Raw genomic sequence first — 24011 nt, 5'->3', positions numbered from 1 at the left:
CGATGCATTAGCGTCGGCTTTGTTCGATTATCATGTGCCCTCGTGAACTCGAGGGCCGCAAGGTATTAACATGCAAAACAACGAACTAAAAACGCCTTATTTCATGATCAACGAAGAGAAGTTGATTGCGAATCTAGAGAAAGCCAAGCAACTGAAAGAGATTTCAGGTGTGAAGCTGGTATTGGCACTCAAGTGTTTCTCGACATGGGGTGTGTTTGACATCATCAAACCTTACCTCGATGGCACGACAAGCTCTGGTCCATACGAAGTGAAGCTTGGTCACGAAACCTTTGGTGGTGAAACGCACGCTTACAGTGTCGGTTACAGCGAAGATGACGTGAGAGAAGTTGCCGATATCTGCGACAAGATGATCTTCAACTCGCAAAGCCAATTCGCAGCGTACCGTCATATTGTTGAAGGCAAAGCGTCGCTGGGTTTACGTCTGAATCCGGGCGTAAGCTACGCAGGGCAAGACTTGGCAAACCCTGCGCGTCAATTCTCGCGTTTGGGTGTGCAAGCTGACCACATCAAACCAGAAATCTTCGATGAGATTAATGGTGTAATGTTCCACATGAACTGCGAGAACAAAGACGTTGATGCGTTTATCGGCCTACTTGATTCAATCTCAGAACAGTTTGGTGAGCATTTAGATAAATTGGACTGGGTGAGCATGGGCGGTGGTGTGTTCTTCACATGGCCGGGCTATGACATTGAAAAGCTTGGTCTTGCGCTAAAAGCCTTCTCTGAAAAGCACGGCGTGCAGATGTACCTTGAGCCGGGTGAAGCCATCATCACTAAAACAACTGACTTGGTTGTGACAGTGGTTGATATCGTAGAGAACGTGAAGAAAACCGCTATTGTGGATTCAGCTACCGAGGCACATCGCCTTGATACGCTTATCTATAATGAACCAGCATCGGTATTAGAAGCCTCTGAAAACGGTAGCCATGACTATGTGATTGGTTCATGCTCATGTCTTGCTGGCGATCAGTTCTGCGAAGCTAGCTTTGACGAGCCACTTAAGATTGGTCAAAAGCTGCACCTGCTAGACAGTGCAGGTTACACCATGGTGAAACTGAACTGGTTCAACGGCCTTAAAATGCCTTCAATCTACTGCGAGCGCGCCAATGGCGACGTTCAAAAGCTGAATGAGTTTGGCTATGAAGACTTTAAACGTTCTCTGTCACAGTGGTCAGTTAAGTAACTGAGTCATAAGCTTCAGAACAATAAAAAGAGCAGCCGGTGAGCTGCTCTTTTTGTTTTTAGATAACTGTTACCAGAGAAAAGAGTAACGATAGAAGTGAAATGCTATCCGTTAGCTCTCAATCATCACTCGAGTATCTTCGCTGAGCGTTTCTAATTCATTCACGACATCATCAATCAAGACTTCAATTGGCAACTTCACGGCGATCTTGGAAGTAAATAGACTTGAGCTAACACCGCCACCACCAGCGATAAATACTCGGTGGCAATCCATATCTAGAATGCTAATCCCTTGTCTGTCTAGTACATGTGTCACTTCGTTGACGATACCCGCTCTGTCGTTAGAGTCGAGTCGTAAGTGATGTATTGTGTCTTGTGCGTTGTGAGTGTGGTCTGAATCAACAAACTGCACGATCAAGTCAGCATTGGCACTGAAAGCATCCTTAACAATTGATTCGTTGATGGCAGGAAGTTGAATCTTTAATACGCCTGCAACTTGATCTTCAATAAAGTTAACTTTACTGATGAGCCATTTTCCGTCGTTTTCGTGAGTAACCGCAGCAAGTTGCTTGATTGTTGCTGGTGATGCTTGTCCGATAAAGTTTACGATAAATGTACTGTTCATATCAGCCCCCAAAGTCTCAATTGTTCGTTGCTAATTAAATGTTTGATATCACGTGATAAAGTTCTTTAATTTCAGTGTAGAAGGTTACATCGAACAATGTTTGACCTGTGTCAATTTTTGAAACTAAGCTGTGATGCAAAAAAAGAGAATGAAGAGTAGGGCACAAAAAAAGCGGCTAGAGAGCCGCTTTTAGAAGAGTTGTCGCTTTTATTTGAAATGCAACAACTTAGAGTTCAGAGACTGGAAGCCGGTTTAAAACGTTACTTTAAAGTTCATACCAACAAACTGAGAGTCATATGTTGCCCCTGCATCGTAGGCGAATCGGGCTGCGTCTTTGTTATCCCACCAAGGGTTAGTATTCAGATTAACTTCTGCGTCACCACCCCATGCATCACTTACCCAGTAGTGGATATGGCCAACAGGGTTGAGGAAGAACAACGAAACATCACCCATGGTTTGAGAGCCCATCACTTCGCCACCTGAAGCAACAATGTCTTGCTCTGCTTCTAGCATCATTTCACCGACAACAGCCCCAAAGAATGGTGTAATAAAGATATCTTGCCATGACGGTACTTCAGCAAACGCTTCTACGCCGTATTCCCAGAAAAATGTCGACATTGTCCAAGAGTATAAGAAAGACTCAAACTCGTCATAACCAGCATGTCGAGCTGCGGTGTAGTAAACACCACCGAAATACGGATGCATTACGTAGTTTAGGAAGTGCTCATCACGGTCCCATACAGGGCCTTCAGAAACGTTATCTTTCCATTTTTTACCTAGTGCACTGATATCACGTTGGTCATCATCCCACTTAGTGATACTTTCAGGTAAAAGTGTCATTAGGCCAACGGTTGCGACACTTAAACCAAGAATGGTATAAGTTTGTCCCATGAGGTAATCCCAATCTTTGCCATCGCTAACGGTAAGGTAGAGTGGTTGTTTTTCGATCGTTAAATCATATTGGTCGCTTGTTTCGCTTAGCGCATAATTGTTACTAGGCTTATAGGTGTACAAGCTTTCATTAACACAGTAATCTTGAGCGCATTCATCCGAATAAGAAAGGTTGATTGGTTGGTCGAAGTCGTATTGGCTTGCAACCGAGTTAACTGACATTAGCATTGTAAATACAGCAGTAACCTTCGTTAGTAACGGTGATTTGGCCACAAGGGTCTCCATGAGAAGTTAATAATTGATCCGAGTCACAATTATCTATTAAATGCTTAGTTTAGGGAACTAATAATTTATTGCTTTTCCTAAGAAAACCTTAGATTAAGCATTAGTAATATTTGTGAAAAGGTGAATGACTCAAACTCAACCTTAGACTAGTTTGTAAATAATGCCGTGTCTTTTAATGGCCACAAGGGATATAAATATGACGAAAATCGCAATGTTAAGCACTGGTGAAGAAGTTCTTCATGGGGACATTGTCGACACAAACGCAGCTTGGATGTCTGCTGAGTTTTATCAGCACGGCTTTGCTTTGGCAAAGCGTTCAACTGTGGGCGACCAAATGAACGCTCTGATCGAAGAACTGCTGATGCTGAGCTTCAACTATGATGTGGTTATCGTCAATGGTGGTTTGGGGCCGACAACTGATGATATGAGTGCGGCCGCTGCGGCTGCGGCCTCAGATCAAAAGCTTGTCATGTTCCCTGAGTGGCTGACTCGTATGGAAGAGATGTTCTCTGGACGTGGTATGCCGATGCCTGACAGTAACCTTAAGCAAGCTTTATTACCCGCGAGTTCAGAGATTGTTGATAATCCTGTGGGTACGGCTTGCGGCTTCAAGCTGAAAATCAACGATGCGACTTTCTATTTCACCCCTGGTGTACCGAGTGAATTCAAACGTATGGTTACGTTTGAGATTCTTCCTGACTTGTCGCGTACCTACCCTCAAGTGGTTGCCTCTGAATGCAGTCGATTGTTTACGTTTGGTTTGTCTGAATCGGGCATATCGGATGTGTTAGACCAGCTTAAGCTTCCAGCAGGCTATGAACTTGGCTACCGCTCTTATCTGCCTTTTATTGAGGTCAAACTGTTTGGTCCTAAGGCAGACTTAGAAACTCGCGTTAAACTTCTGCAAATGGTTTACAAGCTCCTAGAGAGTAATGTCGTGAGCGTTGATGAGCCAATGATTGACCATATTGGACACATCATGGCGGAAAGAAAGAAGACATTATCTGTCTCTGAAGTGTCGACCAAAGGCGCCCTATCAGCGTGGCTGCAATTGAATGAGCAGGTTGAAGACTGCTTTGGGCATTCATGGGTCATGGCTGAGCCAAAAGAGAGCGAACTTGAAAAGAGTGATCCATTAGCCGCAACCTTTGCACTGGCTGGCGCTACAAGAGAGAAGTGCGGTACAGAACTGGCTTTGGTTACTGGTAAGTTAGAAGGCAATACTTTCAGCGTCGCATTATCGACTGAAGCCGGAGAGTGGGGACAGGTGCTTGAGTTTTATCGTCAGTACTCACGCGAAGACCAGCGTAACGTGATTAAAACTGTTGCCGCCGATATGCTGAGAAGACACTTAGACAACAAACCGATGTTTGGTCAATTCGCTTCACTTAAGCGAGTTAAAGAGCTGTTCATCCCTAAATCGGAGCTATAAACCAACTTGGCGCTTAAAACCAGCCCTGTACTATAAAACTAATTCGGTGCTATCAGCGAGTTGTCTGATTGAGCCAGCATGAAATACAAAAAGGGCCTGATAATGAAGATTATCGGGCCCTTAAATTTTTAAGCTTTCTGTTAACGATTCAACATTGTACTAATCGCGCTAAGTAGCTAAGTAGCTAAGTATAAGATCTAAGTACAAGCATCTAAGCACTTTTTTGCTTATTTCTGTGAATAACGTTACTCAGCGATAGTTCTGTTTTTGCTTTACAGATACAAGGCAAAATTTCATCGCCTTGTGTGTAAGCCATAGCAAAACCAACGTACTCGACTTCACCTGAATCCAACGTGCACCGACAAGCGCCACAGTGCCCATCTCGGCAGTTGTATTCTGGCTCTAACCCTGCTTGTTCCATTGTTTCCAATAGAGTATTTGAAGGGTTAGATTCAATAGAAGTCAGCTTGTTGATTTTGATTGTTGGCATTACAGCTCAAATCCTTCAAAGTCGTCAGCTTTTACTTCGTTGTCGATTTGGCCAACTAGGTAAGAACTGATTTCAGCTTCTTGTGGAGCAACTTGAACGTTATCTGAAGACAACCAAGCGTTGATCCATGGAATTGGGTTCGACGTTGCTTCTGGGTAAGCGGTACCTAGACCAACAGCCTGCATACGGATGTTAGTAATGTACTCAACGTATTGGCAAAGAATGTCTTTGTTTAGACCAATCATAGAGCCATCTTTGAATAGGTATTCTGCCCACTCTTTCTCTTGCTCAGCCGCTTCTTTAAACAGGTCGAAACACTCCTGCTTACACTCTTCAGCAATCTGCATGAATGCGAAGTCATCTTGGCCGTTACGTAGCAAGTTGATCATGTGCTGTGTACCAGTAAGGTGAAGTGCTTCATCACGAGCGATGAGCTTGATGATCTTCGCGTTACCTTCCATTAGCTCACGCTCAGCGAATGCAAATGAACATGCAAAACTCACGTAGAAACGAATCGCTTCCAGTGCGTTTACAGACATTAGACATACGTAAAGCTTCTTCTTCAGGTCGTGAAGTGAAATCTTAACGTCTTCGCCGTTGATGTTGTGGTTGCCTTCACCGTAGCGGTGGTAGTCAGCCGTCAGCTTGATCAAATCGTCGTAGTAAAATGCGATGTCTTTCGCACGCTTCAGGATCTCTTCGTTTTCAACGATGTCGTCGAATACTACGCCTGGATCATTTACGATGTTACGGATGATGTGCGTGTAAGAACGAGAGTGAATCGTTTCAGAGAATGACCATGTCTCAATCCAAGTTTCTACTTCTGGTAGAGATACCAATGGAAGTAGGGCAACGTTAGGGCTGCGGCCTTGGATCGAATCTAGAAGTGTTTGATACTTCAAGTTAGAGATGAAGATGTGCTTTTCATGCTCAGGAAGCTTGTTGTAGTCGATACGGTCGCTAGACACGTCTACTTCTTCTGGACGCCAGAAGAACGAAAGCTGCTTCTCGATAAGTTTTTCGAAGATTTCGAATTTTTGTTGGTCGTAACGTGCAACGTTTACCGACTGACCCAAGAACATTGGTTCTTTTAGTTGGTCATTTTTTTGCTGAGAAAAAGTACTGTAAGCCATAAATGCCTCAAATCCTTTAAAGACCCGTAATAAAACGGACCCTGTTAATGCTTTAAACCCAGAGAAGATAACTCTTCTCTGGGGTCTTAATGTTTATTGCGGTTTAGATCTTACAACCGCCGCCTTCACAATCTTCTTCCGGCACTTGAACTGCATCGCCTTGGTCGTCTTTAGCACCATCACGCGTGTTATGGTAGTAAAGCGTCTTAACACCGTACTTGTAAGCTGTTAGCAAGTCTTTAAGCAGCTGCTTCATTGGTACCTTACCGCTGTCGTAAACACTTGGATCATAGTTAGTGTTTGCAGAGATAGCTTGGTCAACGAATTTTTGCATGATACCCACTAAGTGCAAGTAACCATCGTTATTACCAATATTCCAAAGTAGCTCGTAGTTCTCTTTAAGATTTAGGAAGTCAGGAACTACTTGCTTCAGGATGCCATCTTTCGATGCTTTCACTGATACGTAACCACGTGGTGGTTCGATACCGTTAGTCGCGTTCGAGATTTGAGACGAAGTCTCAGAAGGCATAAGTGCAGTCAGCGTAGAGTTACGTAGGCCGTGCTCCATGATCTCTTCACGTAGCGTGTCCCAATCATAATGCAGTGGCTCTTCACATACTAAGTCGATATCTTTCTTGTAAGTATCGATTGGCAGTAGGCCTTTCGCGTAGTTGGTTTCGTGGAAAGATGGGCAACGGCCTTGCTCTTTCGCTAGTTCAACGGACGCTTTTAGCAAGTGGTATTGAATTGCTTCAAAAGTACGGTGAGTCAGGCCATTTGCGCTGCCATCTGAGTACTTAACACCATTCTTCGCTAGGTAGTATGCGTAGTTGATGACACCCACACCTAGAGTACGACGGTTCATTGTCGACTTACGTGCTGCTGGAAGCGGGTAGTCTTGGTAATCAAGTAGTGCATCTAGAGCACGAACAACCAATTCAGAAAGTTCTGCTAAGTCGTCAAGCTCGTTGATTGCGCCTAGGTTGAACGCAGACAGCGTACATAGTGCAATCTCACCTTCGTCATCTTCTACGTTAGAAAGCGGCTTAGTTGGTAGCGCGATTTCTAGACATAGGTTCGATTGGCGAACAGGTGCTACTTCAGAATCAAATGGGCTGTGTGTATTACAGTGGTCAACGTTCTGAATGTAGATACGACCAGTAGAAGCACGTTCCTGCATTAGTAGAGAGAACAGTTCAACCGCTTTCACAGTTTCACGCTTCACTGAAGGATCGTTTTCGTACTTAACGTAAAGCGCTTCAAAACGTTCTTGGTTTTCGAAGAACGCGTCGTAAAGTCCAGGTACATCTGAAGGGGAGAACAGGCTGATGTTGCCACCTTGAACTAGGCGAGAGTACATAAGCTTGTTCAGTTGTACGCCGTAATCCATGTGACGAACACGGTTCTCTTCAACGCCGCGGTTGTTTTTCAGTACTAATAGAGACTGAACTTCACCGTGCCATAGTGGGTAGAACACTGTTGCTGCACCGCCACGAACACCACCTTGAGAACAACATTTTACTGCTGTCTGGAAGTATTTGTAGAAAGGGATACAGCCCGTGTGGAACGCTTCACCATTACGGATTTCAGAACCAAGCGCACGGATACGACCTGCGTTGATACCAATACCAGCACGTTGAGATACGTAACGAACAATTGAGCTTGCTGTTGCGTTGATTGAATCAAGGCTGTCACCACACTCGATCAGTACACAAGAACTGAATTGACGAGTAGGCGTACGTACACCAGACATGATCGGTGTAGGTAGAGAAATCTTAAACGTAGACGATGCGTCGTAAAAACGTTTGATGTAGTCAAGACGAGTCGATTTCGGGTATTTAGCGAATAGACACGCAGCAACTAAAATGTAAAGGAACTGAGCACTCTCGTAGATTTCTTTCGTTACACGGTTTTGCACGAAGTATTTACCTTCGAGCTGCTTAACCGCTGCGTAAGAGAAGTCTAAGTCACGTTTGTGGTCGATGTACTCGTCAAGCTCTTCGAATTCAGCTTTCGTGTAGTCTTCCATAAGGTGGCTATCGTATTTACCCATATCAACCAGTTTTGCAACGTGGTCATACAGTGCAGGCGGCTCGTATTCGCCGTACGCTTTTTTACGTAGGTGGAATACAGACAGACGTGCTGCTAGATATTGGTAATCAGGAGTCTCTTCAGAGATTAAATCCGCTGCTGACTTGATGATAGTTTCATGAATATCAGTAGTGGTGATGCCATCGTAAAACTGAATGTGAGCTTTCAATTCTACTTGTGATACAGAAACATTGTGCAAGCCTTCAGCTGCCCAAGTGATCACTCGATGGATTTTCTCTAAATCGATTGTTTCTTTGCGCCCGTTACGTTTGGTAACAGTAAGTTGTTGGTTCATTCTGCTTAATTTCCCTAACAAAACTGAACAAAGCCGTGTTTTTGTGTATTTCTGTGTAATTTTTGTAAATTACGTTTCGGCTTTGTGATCTTGGTCTACCCATACATTGTAGTTCAAACACAACATATAGGGGTCATTTGTTTGTTGGGTTACAAGATAGTGCTACAGCTTATATTTTTCAAGGTAAAGAAATGGGAGTGCTTGTGGATAAGTGGTGGATTGAAAAAAAACTGTAAGTGACCACTAACTGACGAGGTTCGATGTGACTTGATTGTATAAAAATAGCCTTTTAAGGTTGCTTTATTTTTGCGCACACATAAAAAAAAATCCCTTGATCTTTGAGCAAAATGGGCAATGGATTTTGGATGATTAAAATTAAATCTAGGTGGTCAAAATGGAAGCGAGCGCACGAAATTTAGACTGAAAAAAGTCGTAAAGTTATGTTAATTACAACTCTTTTCAATCGTCTTTTTCTAAAAGATTTTAAGCTGGGGATATTAATAGTTATTGGGTGAGATTTTGCGTGTGGACTATGTAGTTAACATCTACATTTGTGCCCAAACGATAAGTGTCCGTTAACGGGTTGTAGTGTAGCCCTGTAATCCCCAATTCTTGCAGCGGAGTGTTGTCTATCATCTTGATAAGTTCCGCTGGGCGAATGAACTTTTCGTGGTCGTGAGTACCTTCTGGGACAATCTTAAGTAGCTTTTCTGCACCTACTATAGCGAATAGGTAAGACTTAAAGTTACGGTTCAATGTCGAGAAGAACACATGGCCGCCCGGTTTAACTAACTTTGAACAAGCCGAGATAACCGACTGTGGGTCTGGTACGTGCTCTAGCATTTCCATGCAGGTCACCACATCGTAAGTTTGTGGGTTTTGCTCAGCATGATCTTCAATGGTGCTTTGAATGTAATCAAGCTTGGTGCCGGTTTCTAATGCATGCAGACGAGCGACTTCTAGCGGTTCTTTACCCATATCTAAACCAGTGACTAGCGCACCTTCAACGGCCATGCTCTCAGCCAAAATACCGCCACCGCAGCCAACATCGAGAACTTTCTTGCCAAATAGGCCTTCGGTTTTCTCTAGAACGTAATTTAGGCGCAGTGGGTTGATTTGATGTAGTGGCTTAAACTCGCCTTCTAGATCCCACCAGCGCGACGCCATGTCTTCGAATTTTTTGATTTCTGCTGGGTCTACGTTTTGTGATTTAGTCATAATCGGCATTTCCAAGTTAAATAATGCATCCATGAAATTGCAGGCATTATAACTTGCCTTTTCCTGCTGACCAGAAGATCTACAATTTTGCTAGTTTATTGAGTGTAAAGTGACCATGTTTCAGCAAGATATGACGCTGAGGTGCAATTTCTCATCAATAGATTGGCTACAAGGGTCACAAGATGGTAAAAGGAGAGGGAAAGTGATGCCTCCGTAGGTAAATTTGTGTTATATTTTTCGGTCTTATACGTATTCAAAAATACGATCTGACTATAGAGGGAAAATGGCTCTATGAGCGATCTAGCGAAAGAGATCACGCCCGTAAATATTGAAGATGAGCTTAGAGGTTCATACCTAGACTACGCGATGTCCGTCATCGTTGGTCGTGCCCTTCCAGATGTGCGTGATGGCCTAAAACCAGTACACCGCCGCGTTTTGTTCGCGATGAATGTATTAGGTAATGATTGGAACAAAGCATATAAAAAGTCTGCTCGTGTAGTAGGCGATGTAATCGGTAAATATCACCCACACGGTGATAGTGCGGTATACGAGTCAATTGTTCGTATGGCTCAGCCGTTTTCACTACGCTATATGTTAGTCGATGGCCAAGGTAACTTTGGTTCGGTTGACGGCGATTCAGCTGCGGCAATGCGTTATACCGAAGTTCGTATGTCAAAAATAGCTGGTGAGCTATTAACGGATCTTGATAAAGATACGGTTGACTTCGTTCCTAACTATGATGGAACCGAGCAAATACCAGCAGTTTTACCAACAAAAATACCAAACCTATTGGTTAACGGTGCTTCTGGTATCGCAGTAGGTATGGCTACCAACATCCCGCCGCATAACCTTGGCGAAGTTGTTGATGGCTGTTTAGCATTTATCAATAATGAAGACATCACTATTGATGAGCTAATGGACTACATCCCGGGTCCAGACTTCCCGACAGCAGCATTAATCAGTGGCCGTAAGGGCATTGTCGATGCATATAAGACTGGCCGAGGCAAAGTCTACATGCGCTCGAGAGCTGAAATTGAAACGGAAAAGAACGGTAAAGAAACTATTATCGTTACTGAAATTCCGTATCAAGTGAACAAAGCTCGTCTGATCGAGAAGATTGCAGAACTTGTAAAAGACAAGAAAGTTGAAGGCATCAGTGCACTGCGTGACGAATCTGATAAAGATGGTATGCGTATTGTTATTGAATGTAAGCGTGATGCTGTCGGTGAAGTTGTACTAAACAACCTTTACTCACAAACTCAACTGCAAACAACTTTCGGCATCAACATGGTTGCTCTGAACAACGGCCAACCACAACTTTTCAACATTAAAGATATGTTGAAGTGTTTTGTTGATCACCGTCGTGAAGTTGTGACACGTCGTACTATCTTCGAATTGAAGAAAGCGCGCGACCGTGCACATATCTTGGAAGCTCTATCTTTAGCGCTTGCAAACATTGATGAAATCATTGAACTGATCAAGAACGCACCAACACCAGCAGAAGCTAAAGTTGGTCTAGTATCTCGTGGTTGGGATCTTGGTAATGTTGCATCAATGCTTGAACGTGCTGGTACTGATGCAGCTCGTCCAGATTGGCTTGAAGACCAATACGGTATCCGTGATGGTCAATACTTCCTAACGGAAACTCAAGCGCAAGCTATTCTAGAACTTCGTCTTCACCGCCTAACTGGCCTTGAGCACGAGAAGATTCTAGACGAATACAAAGCACTTCTAGAAGAGATCGCTGAGCTAATGCATATCCTTGCAAGCACTGAGCGTTTGATGGAAGTGATCCGTGAAGAACTTGAAGCGGTACGTGATATCTATGGCGACGAACGTCGTACAGAAATCACAGCAGCGGTTCATGACATCGACATGGAAGAGCTAATCGCTCAAGAAGACGTTGTAGTAACGCTTTCTAACGCAGGTTACGTTAAGTACCAAATCCTAAGCGACTACGAAGCTCAGCGTCGTGGTGGTAAAGGTAAGAGTGCAACTAAGATGAAAGATGAGGATTACATTGAGCGTCTGCTTGTTGCTAATACTCACGATAACATCTTATGTTTCTCTACTCGTGGTAAAACGTACCGCCTGAAAGTTTACCAACTGCCTCAAGCAAGCCGCACCGCTCGTGGTAAGCCTATCGTTAACATTCTTCCTCTAGAAGAGGGTGAGCGTATTACGGCTATCCTGCCTGTTTCTGAGTTCTCTAACGAGAAATTCATCTTCATGGCAACAGGCGACGGTACCGTTAAGAAGACATCACTGGATCAATTCGCAAACGTACGTGCTAACGGCCTAATCGCAGTTAACCTACGTGACGATGATTCACTGATTGGCGTTGATATTACTGACGGTAATAGCGACATCATGCTGTTCTCGAAGTCGGGCAAAGTTGTTCGCTTTAACGAGGACAAAGTACGTCCAATGGGTCGTACTGCCTCTGGTGTACGTGGTATGAAGCTAGCGGGTGACGACCAAGTGGTTTCACTGATTGTTCCTGTAGCATCTGTACCACAACCGAATAAAGTGAGTAACTTTAGTGGCACTAATGCTTTACTTACTCCAGCATTTAGAACACGAGTTGAAGGTGATGTATTGACTGTGACTGAAAACGGTTACGGTAAGCGTACTGAGCTGGCTGAATACCCAACGAAAGGCCGTGCAACGCAAGGTGTAGTATCTATCAAAGTCTCTGATCGTAATGGCCCAGTAGTTGGTGCTGTTCAGGTTGAAGAAGGCGATGAAATGATGATGATCACCGACGCAGGTACACTTGTACGTACTCGCGTAGCGGAAGTAAGCCAAGTTGGTCGTAACACTCAAGGTGTAACACTGATTCGTACTGCTGAAGACGAGAATGTTGTAGGTCTACAACGTATCGACGAAGTAGAAGAAGCGGAGATTGTTGAAGGCGAAGAAACTGAAGAAGCAAATGCTGACGCAGTAAACGCTGAAACGGCTGATGTTTCTGAATCAAGTGAAGAGCAAGCATCTGATGCTTCTGACTCTGAAAGTGATAGCGAGCAAGACACTGAGTAATCTCGATTACGTTAAGTAATTAAGCTTACCAATGAAAAAACCGAGCCTAAGTGCTCGGTTTTTTATTGCCTGTCATTCCACTTCACTTCTCTTCTCATGTGGCTTATGGTTTATGGCTTATGGCTTATGGCTTATGGCTTATGGCTTATGGCTTATGGCTTATGGCTTATGGTTTAGGTCTGAACACCAACCTTAACCCGTCGCTTTTATGCGAAAGTTTGAGCACTAAATCTCGAACGCTAAACTTTGATCAATAACGAGGCAGGGCGAAAACGATAGAGTAGGGGCAGATCTAAATAAAAGGGATGCGGAATGGATATCTGGTTGTTGGTTGCGTTGGTACTAATGAGTCTGTTTTTGATTGTGGTCGTTATTGCCGCGAGCAATAATGGCAGCCATCTAAAAGGCAATGTGGTGATTTCTCTTACTGCGGTGGCTTTGAGCGTGCTGGTTTGGTCTCAACTGAAACAAGAGTTACCTCAACTTCCTTTGGATGATAGCAATAACTACACGGCAACAGATTTCGAAGATGAGCTTCAACAAAGCCTCAAACAAGACCCGAATCAATCCGACTTGTGGTTTAAGCTTGGTGGTGTGTACATGCAGAGAGGGGAGTTTGATGCGGCATTCACTTGCTACGATTATGCGATTCGCTTAGATCCTCAAGCGCCTTCTGGCCTCTATGCTGCCAAAGCAACCGCACTTTATTATCTGAGCTCTCAAGCGATGAGTGATGATGTTAATGCGCTGTTGGAGCACTCAATGCAGCTTGATCCCAATGATCGTACGGCATTGATGTTGATTGCGACCGATCACTTCATCAGCATGCGCTATCAACAAGCGATCGATGCGTGGACTCAAATCTTAGATTCCAATCAAAAGGGCATTGATCGTGTCTCTATTATTCATTCGATCAACCAAGCCAAACAGATGATCCGTTAAGCTTGGCTAATTGCTAAAGAGGCGACCTTACTTAAGATCTCATTTCGAAGACTATTGGTTTTCCTGCATTTCGATTAAGCCACCAGCATTGTGGATTCGAGTAAACCCTTGAGCGCGCAAGAATTGATAAGCTTGCCCTGAACGATTGCCACTGCGGCAGTACAACACGATGGGTTGGTCTTTATCTATCTTAGCAAAGTGAGTAGCCACTTCAGAAAGAGGGTAGTTGATGGCGTTGTCTAGATGCCCTTGTTCGAACTCTGCAGGTGTTCTGACATCAACCACTAATGCGCCTTTCTCTATTAATTCCCACCCAGTCTCAGCACGCTCAGAGGCGTGAACGCTTGAACTGAGTAGTGCAATACATAATGCCGAAAGCGAAAGTAAGATTTTCATTGTTTATTCCTCGAATTGGCGAGTGGATCGGGGGTTTGATATTGATGTGTATTCCCCCAAAACCTAAAAAAACCAGCCACACAACAATAGTGTGACTGGTTTTTACTTAATGGTCTAATTGAAGAAACTAGTATTCGTAGTTGGCTTCACGCTTTTCAGCTTGCTCTTCCCATTTAGGAACAACCGTGTCTAAGAAGTGTTGTTTCTCAGCGTTCATCTTATCCATGTCCATTCCAAGGGCTTTTTGAGCTGCTTCTTTTGTCGAGATATCTGGAATCTCGATTGGATCGGTGATGCCTTTCTTCGCCAGTAGACGAACAATCTTAGTACGAGCATCCGCTGCGCGGTCAACGGCAGTACCTAGCACTTCTAGAGCGATTTCAGGTGCGTGCATGTGAATACCGTGAGACGCGATAGCGTAGTCCCAACGCCATTGAGCGTGACGGATATCGAGTAAGATAGGTTCCATCTCTTGCTCTGTCGCCCCCGCTTCCCATGCTGCGCCTGCCTCAAAGTGAGCAGCAACGATTTGTTTCTCTGCTGTCAGCTTCATGTTCAGTACTTGCGCTTTACGGCTTGAAACGATGTTACGCATGGTTTCTTTCGATTGAGTGTGACAGTTTGCACACGTATCTTCGAAGCGGTCGAATGGGTTACCCACTTTATGGTCGGTATAAACGGTGCCATCTTCTTTGGTCACTTTCGGCATATGACAGTCAGCACAAACGACTTTGTTCTTACCGTGGATGCCTTCGCGCCATGTTTCGAAACCTGGGTGCTGTGCTTTCAGCATGGGTGCTTTCGATACTTTATGCGTCCAATCTTTAAAGTTGATTGCATCATAGTAACGTTCCATGTCGCCAACGGTTGTACCTTGGTCCCAAGGGAATTTCACACCTTTGGTTGGCCCTGTGAAGTAGTATTCCACGTGGCACTGAGCACAAACAGAAGCTTGTTGGTCTAAGCGGCTTTGTTCATCAAACTTTTTACCAATCGTTTCAAATGCACGTTCAACATAAGGACGAGTCACCTTCAGTGCTGGCTCACCATTCTTAAAGCCTTCGCTTTGGGTGTCGTGACAGTCTGAACAGCCAATAGGGTTTATGATCTCGTTGCCAAGACGCGCCCATTTACCTTCAAAGTAACCATCTTCACCACGCTCTTCGATAACACGGGCGACATCTGGGCTCTTACAACTCCAACATGCCATTGGCATTGGGCCAGAGCTTTCGTCCGTTGGGCCGCCAGTACGAAGTGTTTGTCTTACATCGTCAATGGCATAAAAGTGGCCGCGTGCTTTGTTGTAATCTTTTGCGAAGCCGTAGCCAGCCCACATGATGACCATGTTTGGATCTTCTTTTAGTGCGTCTTCAATAACTTCGCTTTCTGAAGTTTGTCTCCATGAATGATATTGATCTGGGTGGTTTTGCTCGAACTGGTCGTTACGAGGGTCGCCAATTTCTTTTTGTTCAGACGCAGCAAAACTGGTCGCGCTTGCTAGTGATGCGCTAACCATTAATAGTGCTGTGACCGAATTACGTATCCAATGCTTTTTCACAGTGATATCTCCAATATACTGATTCTTATACCAAGCGTTGTGAGTTTGCTATTCAAATTAAGAACTGGAGAATTCCTGTTTATATTAATTCATAAACAAACACATTTTGTTACGTGTTGGATGTAGCTTGTCTTAGATCAATTAACGGTAGTGACTTCAATCACGTTGAAGTTTATATACCCCTAAAGTGGTATTGGTGGTTAGTTTAATTAGAATTTAACTGAGAATTATTATCATATATAACAACCGATTACCTAAATTGACCATGATATAAATAGGGTGATAGCGTTCACAGATTAACCTATCGAAATTTCGCATTACCTAATTAGAGGTATATTCTGATTATAGAAAGCGTTGTGGCTTATCCAAAATAAGAATTGATATCATTTAAGCGGTAATAATATCGTTTAAGGGTACTTTTGTTTAACCGGAATATTATTTAGTTGAGAGTTAAATAATACCGGTATAAGGAAAGGATAAAATGGGCAATATTAAATTGGCCATAGTCATAATGCTTAAATCCCTTCTAGCATTCTGCCTCTATGGTTATTCCATTCATGCTGTTGCTGAGCCTGCTGTTACGCCAGTAGGAGAATCAACAAGACATGAAGTCGAATTAATCCGCGACAAAGACTACAAGTGTGTTCAATGCCATAAAGATTCAAAAGAAACGGTATTGGGTTCACATGGTGAAAGTGCACACGCTTTACTTGGCCGTGAAGTAAATTGTACCGATTGTCATAGTTCAATTAGCCCCGATCACCGTGAAGGTGCACCTGAAGTGGTGAAGTATCGCGCGGCTCAATCACAACCAGGAACCGAAAAGGTTTTCCTCGATCCTAGCTTAATTTTAGATGCCAATAGCCAATGTATCGATTGTCACAAACCTGATGATCTGCGTGAAGCTAGCTGGACCCACGATGTTCACGCGCAAAACTTAACGTGTTCAAACTGCCATGATGTTCATGCGACTGAAGCAAAGGTGTTGGGCTTAGATAAAAAGCAAACCATTAAGCTGTGTGTGGATTGCCATTCAGACTTCAACCAGAAGAAAGAAGGGGAGTAATCTATGAGCTGCTCAAGAAGAAACTTTTTAGCAGGCGCTGGTGCCGTTATTTTTACCACGGGTGTAGCGGGAACTGCGGCGGTGACAAGTCGTAAAACGTTGGCCAATGTTCAAGAAGATGGTGCTAAACGTTATGGAATGATTCATGACGAAACCGCGTGTATTGGTTGTACTGCTTGTACAGAAGCATGTCGTGAAGTGAATAAAGTACCTGAAGGCGTGTCGCGCTTAGAAATTATTAAGAGTGAACCCCAAGGCGAATATCCAAATGTTGATTACCGTTTTACTCGTAACTCTTGCCAACATTGTGATAACGCGCCGTGTGTGATGGTTTGCCCAACAGGTGCTGCCTACAAAGATGAAAAAACGGGCATTGTTGATGTCCACAAAGAGAAGTGTGTCGGTTGTGGTTACTGTTTATTAGCGTGTCCATATCAAGTGCGCTTTTTCCATCCAGAGAACAAGTCAGCCGATAAATGTAACTTCTGTCGTGATACTAATCTAGCACAAGGAAAGTTGCCTGCTTGTGTCGAATCTTGCCCAACTAAAGCGCTGACATTCGGCGATTTAAATGACCCTAAGAGTGAGATAAACCAAGTACTTCAATCCGAGGTGGTTTACAGAGATAAAGCCTATCTAGGCACTCAACCAAAACTCTATAAAGTGCCACACCAAAAAGGGGAGATTTGATTATGAGTGCATGGGACGCAGCTTTTCAGTCTGGTACCGTGGTATGGGACTGGATTATAGCAATCTATTTATTCCTCGCGGGGATGTCGGCGGGTGCCGTAATGATCTCCATTTATCTTAAGCGCAAGGTTATTGAAGGCGATCCTGCTCATAATGGTGTGTTAAAGGCGACAGCTTTTCTTGCGCCATTTGGGATCATCTCAGGCTTGCTGATCTTGGTTTTCCACCTGACAAAACCGTTGTCATTTTGGAAGATCATGATCTTCTATAATCCAACGTCTGTGATGTCGATGGGTGTGATCTTATTCCAAGTGTATATGGTGATCTTGTTCCTTTGGATCGGCATTATATTTAGAGATCAAATTGTCGTGTTCTTGAATGACCAAACATGGTTAAAAGGACGACTCGACTTTGTCGGGAACTGGATTGGCAAATTAGAAGTGTTTGAGAATGCTCTGGAAATATTCCTAGCTGTTCTTGCTTTGATGCTTGCCGCTTATACCGGATTCTTGCTGTCAGCTTTAAATACCTTCCCACTATTGAATAACCCAGTACTGCCGATTTTATTCTTGTTCTCGAGTTTATCTTCGGGTGCGGCGGCGTGTATTTTATTCGGTGTGTTGGTCTTTAAAGAATCACCTCATAGCCCGAGTATTTCATGGATCCACGGATTTGAACGCCCGGTAGTGATGTTTGAGTTGTTTGTTCTTATCACTTTCTTTACTGGGCTGATCTTCGCTGGTGGTCAAAGTGAACAAGCAGTATGGAACGCAATTGGCAGTGGTTTCTGGGCGAGTTGGTTCTGGTATGGCGTCATCGGTGTTGGTATGGTTTTACCGTTGTTGTTGAATGCCGTCACACCAACCTCAATCCGCCATAGCTCGGTGTATATTTTCTCCGTGACTTCGCTAAGCCTAATGGGCGTATTAATGCTGCGGACTTTTGTCCTTTATGCAGGGCAGTTAACGATAGCTTAATTTCGCGCAAGTTTATTAGTGAGCAGATGTTGGATACTAGACATCTGCTTATTAATGAACATGCTTTTAGTAAACATGAGATGCGTGTTCAGATCGGCTCTGCTCTAGCGGAGCCTTATTGAGGTGATATGGTCGGTTCTTTGGGGCTGTTTAGTTTAGTGTTGGTTGCTGTACTCAGTAGCATTATTGGTGTGCATTCGTTTTATCAAATGCTAAACAAACGGACGCAAAATATAAGTTTAATCCGCAGTTTCTCTCTTTCAAGTGCATTGTTTTCTCTCACTTCTGTCGCATTGCTTGGTTATGCTTTTGTCAGTGATGACTTCTCTATTCTCTATGTCGCTGAACATTCAAATACTCAATTACCCTCATTTTTTAAGCTAGCAGCCGTATGGGCAGGCCATGAAGGTTCCTTGTTATTTTGGGTACTGACGATCAGCGTCTGGTCTGGCGTGATTGCCTTACAAAAACACTATTCGAATGAATACCAAAGCCGCGTGTTGTGGGTAATGAATCTACTGCTCGCGATATTTGCTTGGTTCACCTTATTCGCATCAAACCCATTTGAAATGAATTCGATCTTGCCGCTAGAAGGGCGTGACCTTAACCCAATGTTGCAAGATGTCGGCCTGATCTTTCACCCTCCATTACTTTACCTTGGCTATGTTGGTTTTTCTGTGGTGCTGGCATTTGCCGTTGCCGCTTTGCTGGTTGATCCTATTGAGTTTGATTGGGTTGCCCATTGTCGCAGTTGGTGTCTAGTCGCTTGGATCTTTTTAACCGCAGGGATCATTCTTGGCTCTTGGTGGGCGTATTACGAATTAGGCTGGGGCGGCTGGTGGTTCTGGGATCCTGTTGAAAATGCCAGCTTGTTGCCGTGGCTCACTTCGACAGCCTTGCTGCATTGTTTAGGTGTTGCCAAGGGCAAACAACAGCTTTTGAAGTGGTCTTTAAGCCTTGCTTTCATTACATTTTGTTTGAGTATCTTAGGCACCTTTATTGTTCGTTCTGGCGTACTTACGTCGGTGCACGCTTTTGCTGTCGACCCGACCAAAGGTATCGCACTACTACTTATATTGATGTTGGTGCTAGTGAGCTCTTTCTCTCTTCTTATCATCAGAGGGGAGTCTTTTGAATCTAACCCGATTACTAGCTTCGCCAGTAAGAGTTTTTTAAGTCTGGTCGCGGTGCTCATTTTTGTATTAGCGACCGCTGTTGTGGTGTTTGGTACATTTTATCCAATGGTCTTTGAGCTGCTTGGGCTGGGTAACATATCGGTCGGTGCGCCATACTTTAATCTGTTGATTGCGCCTTTGGCTTTGCTCGCACTTAGCGTGGTTGGCTTAGCTCCATTGCTTAGCATTAAACCCCAAGCAACCAAAGACGTTATTGCCTCGTTAGCTGTGGTGTCATTTGTGCTTGGGTACATTTGTTATTCATGGCAAGTGGAACAAGTCCAACGACAAGTGATGGTTCTGATGACATGGTCACTCGCATTTTGGGTTTTACTCACTCATGTTTATGGCTTAGCGGTAACGCGCAGTTCCAAGTTCCAACGAAAAGTCTGGGTGATGACATTTGCCCATGTTGGTGTCGCGATATTAGCGGTAGGTGCGGCAATGAATAGCTACCACTCGTTTGAGCGCAGCTATAAACTGAGCCCAGGAGCACAAGTAGAGTTCATGGATTGGACGCTTGCTCATGAAGATACAGAGCTTTATGTCGCCTCAAACTTTACCGCAGAGAAGGCGATACTTAAGCTAGAAACTGGTGAGCAAAGTTTTTCCATTACACCTGAAAGAAGACATTATCAAGTTCGAGTGATGAACATGAGCGAGCCCGCAATGAAATGGTTCTGGCATGGCGATGTGTATATCACCGTGGGTGAGAAAGTTGACGCTACCGCTTACGCCCTTCGAGTTCAATACAAAGCGTATGCTCGTTGGATATGGTTCGGTGGGCTGTTCTCAATTCTAGGTGCTGTGCTTTCACTGACCAATCGTAAAAAGAAAACCGTTAAGGCTGCACAGTATGCATACCAGCGTTCGTAATAAACTCATTGCTCTATTTTCAGTGGCTGTTGCTTTGGTCGTTGCATTTTCATATGCGCTCGACAGTAAGCAACAAACGACCAGCGTTTCAGAGCAAAAAAGGGCTTTCCCTGAATTTACGGCAGCAAAGCTCGTTACAAATGAACCATTCGATTCTGAAGCATTAAGTTCTGAAATATTAAGCTCTGAAACGGCTAAGCTTACGCTCGCTGATATTACTCAACACCCTTATCAACTGGTCAATGTATGGGCTTCATGGTGTGGAATATGTAAAACCGAGCATGCTTTTTTACTCGAACTGAAGAAGAAAGACATTCCAATTGTTGGTCTCAATTATCGAGATAACCCCGGTGCTGCGCTCAATGTATTGTCCAACGATGGCAACCCATACTCAACTGTGATCAGTGATCCTCAAGGGAAGTTGGCTTTAGAGCTGGGCGTAATCGGTACTCCTGAGACGTATTTAGTCGATGCTGAAGGCCAAATAGTGAAGAAGTTGCTAGGTGTGATTAATGAATCGGTTTGGCGTAAAGAACTCGCTCACTATTTTAAAGGTACAAATGGATGATGAAGTTCCTACTCAACATAGTGCTCATACTTAGCGCTGCTATTGTCGTCAACTTCCCTGTATTAGCTGAGGATTTGTTTACGGCGAGTGATAAAGATACAAGCATTCAGGTAGAGTTATTTGAGTTTGAAAGCCTTAATCAACAACAGCGTGCTATTAGTTTGGCAAAATCGCTGCGCTGCCCACAATGTCAGAATCAAAATCTGATTGAGTCGAACTCTCCCATAGCAAAAGATTTACGCCTTGTTGTATTCAATATGGTGAAAGCAGGGAAGAGCAACAATGAAATCACTCAGTACATGACAGAAAGGTTTGGTGAATTTGTGCTTTATAAGCCAGCAATGAGTGTTTCAAACATATTACTTTGGGTGTTACCGAGTCTATTATTTCTTTTGTTTGTATATTTATCAGTAGCGAGTGTTAGGAATGACTCATAAAAATTGTGTATTACTGTTTACCAATTGAGCTGTATTTTGTAATATTAACGGATTATAAAGGCTAAGCACTGTTATATAAGGATGTGTTTGTGGATAACGTAATCTCAAATTTAAAAAAAGAGTTCTATACTCATGTCCGTTCTGATAAATGGGCAGAAAAATACAGTGCAAAGTCGAGCATCTCTACACTGACACAAGAAGAGTTAAGTGAATTAGAAAATGCTTGGGTGCAGCTTGTTATCTGGAAGCAAACTCAACTAAGCTGATCGTTCCGCAAAAAGTGTAGTCTTAGCCGCAATTGATTGATTTATAACCCCATGTTGGTCATCCCAACGTGGGGTTTTTTGTTACCTAGAAAATTAATTGTTATAATATAACAATTTGTACGTGGTCGACCTTGAAAAAAATTGTTAACAGCCTCATAGTGTCTATCATTAGATAGTTAGCTACAAAATATTGCCTAGACATATAGTGTAGTGTTGTTAAATACATCGAATTTTCAAGTGAGTATAGCTATGGCGGAAGTGCGTGCCAGAATAGATTTCAAAGTAGGGGTAACAAGCAGTATTGATGCTGAACTTCTGTCTTTTCATGGATTGAAAACAGATAAAGAGCATGTTGCTGTGATATTTAAATCAGCGGATAAGACACAAGACATACCTCTTGTTCGTATGCACTCTGAGTGCCTGACTGGTGATGTTTTTCATTCTTCTCGCTGTGACTGTGGTGAGCAGTTAGATGAAACCATCAGAATTATGGGTGAGACGGGGGGAGTGATTCTTTACTTACGCCAAGAAGGTCGTGGTATTGGTTTGTATAACAAAATCGATGCGTACCGTCTGCAAAGCGAAGGCATGAACACCTATGAAGCGAATAACCACCTAGGTTTTGGTGATGATTTACGCGACTTTACCGAAGCGGCAGAAATGCTTCGCGCTTTAGGAACCACAAAAATTCGTTTGGTTACTAACAACCCTAAGAAAATCAATGAGCTGAAATCTTTCGGTATTGAGATTGAAGAAGTGGTGAATACTTCTGCACATATCAAGTCGGGAAATGAGAGTTACCTGAAGGCGAAAGTCTCACACGGTAAGCATAATCTGGATATTTGATAAGCTTCCTTTTATTGCTATAGCACAAAAGTATTTAAAGACCTCACAAATGTGAGGTTTTTTTGTATTTATCTTGCAATAAAATTGTAAGTTTGTATTATTCAAATCTGTAGTGTAAATGATAATGGTTTGCACTATTACTACGAATAATAATTCAAAGCTCAACAAGGATGCTTCATGACCATTAAATCTTTAGTGACAAAAGCCGTAACTTCGTCACTCATTTTTGCCTCTGCTTCTTCTTTTGCAGCAGTAACTCAAGATCAAGTTGTAGAACATTACGCCGATATTGCTCATGCAGTGTTTGCAGATTCAGTAATTACAGCAAAAGCGTTGAACTCTTCTATTGATACCTTCTTAGCTTCTCCTTCTGCTGGCAATTTCGAACAAGTAAAGCAAGCTTGGCTAGACTCTCGTGTACCTTACCAACAGTCTGAAGTATTTCGCTTTGGTAACGTTGTTGTAGATGATTGGGAAGGCCAATTAAATGCATGGCCGCTAGATGAAGGCCTTATCGATTACGTTTCGACTGATTACCAATATGAGCTTGGTAACGAAGGCGCTAGCGCAAACATCGTTGCAAATAAGACTTTCCAAATTGGTCAAACAACAGTAGACGCAACTAACATTACTCCAGAGCTAATTGCAGACCTGAACGAGATCGGTGGTTCTGAAGCGAACGTAGCGTCTGGTTACCACGCGATTGAATTCCTACTTTGGGGTCAAGACTTAAATGGCACAAACAGCGGTGCAGGTGAGCGTGCTTACACTGATTTTGTTGTTGGCGCTGAGTGTACAAATGGCAACTGTGACCGTCGTGGCGCATACCTAAAAGCATCAGCTGAACTCCTTATCCAAGACCTAGAGTGGATGGAAAAACAGTGGGCTGAAGGCGAAAAAGGCAACTACCGTCAAGAGCTACTTTCTGAATCTAGCGAGAACGGCCTACGTAAAATGCTATTTGGTATGGGCTCACTATCTCTAGGCGAACTAGCGGGTGAGCGTATGAAAGTTGCATTAGAAGCAAACTCGACTGAAGACGAGCATGATTGTTTCTCTGATAACACGCATAACTCTCACTACTACAACGAGCAAGGTATCTACAACGTATACACTGGCTTGTACAAGCGTGAAGATGGTTCTCTACTTTCAGGTCCTAGCCTGTTTGACCTCGTTGAGCAAAAAGACGAGCAAGCGGCGAAAGAGATTCAAAAGCAGTTTGACCTAGCACGTGCGCAAGTTGGTCAACTTGTTGTGTCAGCAGAGAAAAATAACCAGCACTTCGATCAGCTAATTGCTGCTGACAACGCTGCAGGTAACGCGCTAGTAAACAAAACAATTGTTGCGCTAGTGTCTCAAACCGCTGCAATCGAGCGTGCTGCTGGTGTTATTGGCATTGATAGCCTAAACCCAGACACAGCAGATCACGAGTTTTAAGAACCCGTGACGAAAATCATAAAGGGCTCTCATTGAGCCCTTAATTGTTTGTTATTCAAAAAAGTTACTCCC

General features: G+C 43.5%; 21 protein-coding genes. 13 read left to right on the top strand and 8 right to left on the bottom strand.

Features of this window, described 5'->3' with window-relative positions:
• The first annotated feature begins 70 nt into the window (after positions 1-70).
• Entirely contained in the window at positions 71-1204 is a 1134-nt protein-coding gene (gene nspC / locus OCV30_RS09705) for a carboxynorspermidine decarboxylase (RefSeq protein WP_065680463.1), read from the top strand.
• 111 nt (positions 1205-1315) lie between these two features.
• On the opposite strand, the gene OCV30_RS09700 is transcribed toward nspC, so the two are convergent.
• Positions 1316-1828: a glycine cleavage system transcriptional repressor gene (locus tag OCV30_RS09700; protein ID WP_009848853.1), complete on the bottom strand. Its 513-nt coding sequence runs from the start codon at positions 1826-1828 to the stop codon at positions 1316-1318.
• A gap of 252 nt (positions 1829-2080) precedes the next feature.
• Positions 2081-2992, bottom strand: coding sequence for a DUF3943 domain-containing protein (locus OCV30_RS09695; protein ID WP_065680462.1), 912 nt, complete (start codon positions 2990-2992; stop codon positions 2081-2083).
• A 208-nt stretch (positions 2993-3200) separates the two neighbouring features.
• On the opposite strand from OCV30_RS09695, the gene OCV30_RS09690 reads away from it, so the two are divergent.
• On the top strand, positions 3201-4436 hold the full coding sequence (locus OCV30_RS09690; RefSeq protein WP_065680461.1) for a CinA family nicotinamide mononucleotide deamidase-related protein: 1236 nt from the start codon (positions 3201-3203) through the stop codon (positions 4434-4436).
• 211 nt (positions 4437-4647) lie between these two features.
• Here OCV30_RS09690 and yfaE read toward each other — a convergent pair whose 3' ends face one another.
• From yfaE to ubiG, 4 genes are all read right to left on the bottom strand, one after another.
• The gene (gene yfaE / locus OCV30_RS09685) at positions 4648-4926 is read right to left on the bottom strand and encodes a class I ribonucleotide reductase maintenance protein YfaE (RefSeq protein WP_012604325.1); all 279 of its coding nucleotides are present in this window, start codon (positions 4924-4926) and stop codon (positions 4648-4650) included.
• Complete coding sequence (gene nrdB / locus OCV30_RS09680; RefSeq protein WP_065680460.1) at positions 4926-6059, bottom strand: class Ia ribonucleoside-diphosphate reductase subunit beta; 1134 nt, start codon at positions 6057-6059, stop codon at positions 4926-4928. The genes yfaE and nrdB overlap by 1 nt, the downstream gene beginning before the upstream one ends.
• Before the next feature lie 103 nt (positions 6060-6162).
• A complete protein-coding gene (gene nrdA / locus OCV30_RS09675) occupies positions 6163-8445 on the bottom strand; it encodes a class 1a ribonucleoside-diphosphate reductase subunit alpha (protein ID WP_065680459.1) in 2283 nt (760 codons plus the stop codon).
• A 504-nt stretch (positions 8446-8949) separates the two neighbouring features.
• Positions 8950-9696 (bottom strand): bifunctional 2-polyprenyl-6-hydroxyphenol methylase/3-demethylubiquinol 3-O-methyltransferase UbiG, encoded by a 747-nt coding sequence (ubiG, locus tag OCV30_RS09670; RefSeq protein WP_065680458.1) that lies wholly within the window; start codon positions 9694-9696, stop codon positions 8950-8952.
• A 258-nt stretch (positions 9697-9954) separates the two neighbouring features.
• Here ubiG and gyrA point away from each other — a divergent pair, with 258 nt between their 5' ends.
• Entirely contained in the window at positions 9955-12705 is a 2751-nt protein-coding gene (gene gyrA / locus OCV30_RS09665; RefSeq protein ID WP_065680457.1) for a DNA gyrase subunit A, read from the top strand.
• Between the two features lie 312 nt (positions 12706-13017).
• Positions 13018-13647: a TPR domain-containing protein gene (locus tag OCV30_RS09660; protein WP_012604320.1), complete on the top strand. Its 630-nt coding sequence runs from the start codon at positions 13018-13020 to the stop codon at positions 13645-13647.
• Between the two features lie 51 nt (positions 13648-13698).
• Here OCV30_RS09660 and OCV30_RS09655 read toward each other — a convergent pair whose 3' ends face one another.
• Positions 13699-14043 carry a rhodanese-like domain-containing protein gene (locus OCV30_RS09655; RefSeq protein ID WP_065680455.1) on the bottom strand — a complete coding sequence of 115 codons (345 nt, stop codon included), beginning with the start codon at positions 14041-14043 and terminating at the stop codon, positions 13699-13701.
• Between the two features lie 127 nt (positions 14044-14170).
• Positions 14171-15601: an ammonia-forming nitrite reductase cytochrome c552 subunit gene (gene nrfA / locus OCV30_RS09650; RefSeq protein ID WP_017101428.1), complete on the bottom strand. Its 1431-nt coding sequence runs from the start codon at positions 15599-15601 to the stop codon at positions 14171-14173.
• 481 nt (positions 15602-16082) lie between these two features.
• Between nrfA and nrfB the strand changes: the two genes are divergently transcribed.
• From nrfB to OCV30_RS09605, 9 genes are all read left to right on the top strand, one after another.
• Positions 16083-16667, top strand: coding sequence for a cytochrome c nitrite reductase pentaheme subunit (gene nrfB, locus OCV30_RS09645; RefSeq protein ID WP_009848843.1), 585 nt, complete (start codon positions 16083-16085; stop codon positions 16665-16667).
• A 3-nt stretch (positions 16668-16670) separates the two neighbouring features.
• Positions 16671-17357, top strand: a complete 687-nt coding sequence (nrfC, locus tag OCV30_RS09640) for a cytochrome c nitrite reductase Fe-S protein (protein ID WP_009848842.1) — start codon at positions 16671-16673, stop codon at positions 17355-17357.
• Between the two features lie 2 nt (positions 17358-17359).
• Positions 17360-18334, top strand: a complete 975-nt coding sequence (gene nrfD / locus OCV30_RS09635) for a cytochrome c nitrite reductase subunit NrfD (protein ID WP_029223547.1) — start codon at positions 17360-17362, stop codon at positions 18332-18334.
• Positions 18335-18462: 128 nt separating this feature from the next.
• On the top strand, positions 18463-20385 hold the full coding sequence (locus OCV30_RS09630; protein WP_065680454.1) for a heme lyase CcmF/NrfE family subunit: 1923 nt from the start codon (positions 18463-18465) through the stop codon (positions 20383-20385).
• Positions 20366-20953 carry a DsbE family thiol:disulfide interchange protein gene (locus OCV30_RS09625; RefSeq protein WP_065680453.1) on the top strand — a complete coding sequence of 196 codons (588 nt, stop codon included), beginning with the start codon at positions 20366-20368 and terminating at the stop codon, positions 20951-20953. Before OCV30_RS09630 ends, OCV30_RS09625 begins: the two co-directional genes overlap by 20 nt.
• Positions 20950-21390 carry a cytochrome c-type biogenesis protein CcmH gene (locus OCV30_RS09620; protein ID WP_065680452.1) on the top strand — a complete coding sequence of 147 codons (441 nt, stop codon included), beginning with the start codon at positions 20950-20952 and terminating at the stop codon, positions 21388-21390. Before OCV30_RS09625 ends, OCV30_RS09620 begins: the two co-directional genes overlap by 4 nt.
• 89 nt (positions 21391-21479) lie before the next feature.
• Entirely contained in the window at positions 21480-21656 is a 177-nt protein-coding gene (locus OCV30_RS09615) for a hypothetical protein (RefSeq protein WP_009848837.1), read from the top strand.
• Between the two features lie 249 nt (positions 21657-21905).
• Positions 21906-22502, top strand: coding sequence for a GTP cyclohydrolase II (locus OCV30_RS09610; RefSeq protein ID WP_009848836.1), 597 nt, complete (start codon positions 21906-21908; stop codon positions 22500-22502).
• A gap of 177 nt (positions 22503-22679) precedes the next feature.
• Positions 22680-23939 (top strand): imelysin family protein, encoded by a 1260-nt coding sequence (locus OCV30_RS09605; RefSeq protein ID WP_009848835.1) that lies wholly within the window; start codon positions 22680-22682, stop codon positions 23937-23939.
• Positions 23940-24011 lie beyond the last annotated feature (72 nt).

The organism is Vibrio atlanticus (assembly GCF_024347315.1).
In the GTDB taxonomy this organism is placed as follows: Bacteria; Pseudomonadota; Gammaproteobacteria; order Enterobacterales; family Vibrionaceae; genus Vibrio; species Vibrio atlanticus.
This window is presented reverse-complemented; position numbering and strand designations above follow the sequence as displayed.

Coding starts and splice junctions, on each gene's coding strand:
- yfaE (WP_012604325.1), bottom strand. CDS start 4,926: ATGCCAACAATCAAAATCAACAAGCTGACTTCTATTGAATCTAACCCT.
- OCV30_RS09620 (WP_065680452.1), top strand. CDS start 20,950: ATGATGAAGTTCCTACTCAACATAGTGCTCATACTTAGCGCTGCTATT.
- OCV30_RS09625 (WP_065680453.1), top strand. CDS start 20,366: ATGCATACCAGCGTTCGTAATAAACTCATTGCTCTATTTTCAGTGGCT.
- OCV30_RS09630 (WP_065680454.1), top strand. CDS start 18,463: ATGGTCGGTTCTTTGGGGCTGTTTAGTTTAGTGTTGGTTGCTGTACTC.
- nrdB (WP_065680460.1), bottom strand. CDS start 6,059: ATGGCTTACAGTACTTTTTCTCAGCAAAAAAATGACCAACTAAAAGAA.
- OCV30_RS09655 (WP_065680455.1), bottom strand. CDS start 14,043: ATGAAAATCTTACTTTCGCTTTCGGCATTATGTATTGCACTACTCAGT.
- nrfC (WP_009848842.1), top strand. CDS start 16,671: ATGAGCTGCTCAAGAAGAAACTTTTTAGCAGGCGCTGGTGCCGTTATT.
- nrfB (WP_009848843.1), top strand. CDS start 16,083: ATGGGCAATATTAAATTGGCCATAGTCATAATGCTTAAATCCCTTCTA.
- OCV30_RS09660 (WP_012604320.1), top strand. CDS start 13,018: ATGGATATCTGGTTGTTGGTTGCGTTGGTACTAATGAGTCTGTTTTTG.
- OCV30_RS09690 (WP_065680461.1), top strand. CDS start 3,201: ATGACGAAAATCGCAATGTTAAGCACTGGTGAAGAAGTTCTTCATGGG.
- ubiG (WP_065680458.1), bottom strand. CDS start 9,696: ATGGATGCATTATTTAACTTGGAAATGCCGATTATGACTAAATCACAA.
- OCV30_RS09605 (WP_009848835.1), top strand. CDS start 22,680: ATGACCATTAAATCTTTAGTGACAAAAGCCGTAACTTCGTCACTCATT.
- OCV30_RS09610 (WP_009848836.1), top strand. CDS start 21,906: ATGGCGGAAGTGCGTGCCAGAATAGATTTCAAAGTAGGGGTAACAAGC.
- nrdA (WP_065680459.1), bottom strand. CDS start 8,445: ATGAACCAACAACTTACTGTTACCAAACGTAACGGGCGCAAAGAAACA.
- nspC (WP_065680463.1), top strand. CDS start 71: ATGCAAAACAACGAACTAAAAACGCCTTATTTCATGATCAACGAAGAG.
- nrfD (WP_029223547.1), top strand. CDS start 17,360: ATGAGTGCATGGGACGCAGCTTTTCAGTCTGGTACCGTGGTATGGGAC.
- OCV30_RS09700 (WP_009848853.1), bottom strand. CDS start 1,828: ATGAACAGTACATTTATCGTAAACTTTATCGGACAAGCATCACCAGCA.
- gyrA (WP_065680457.1), top strand. CDS start 9,955: ATGAGCGATCTAGCGAAAGAGATCACGCCCGTAAATATTGAAGATGAG.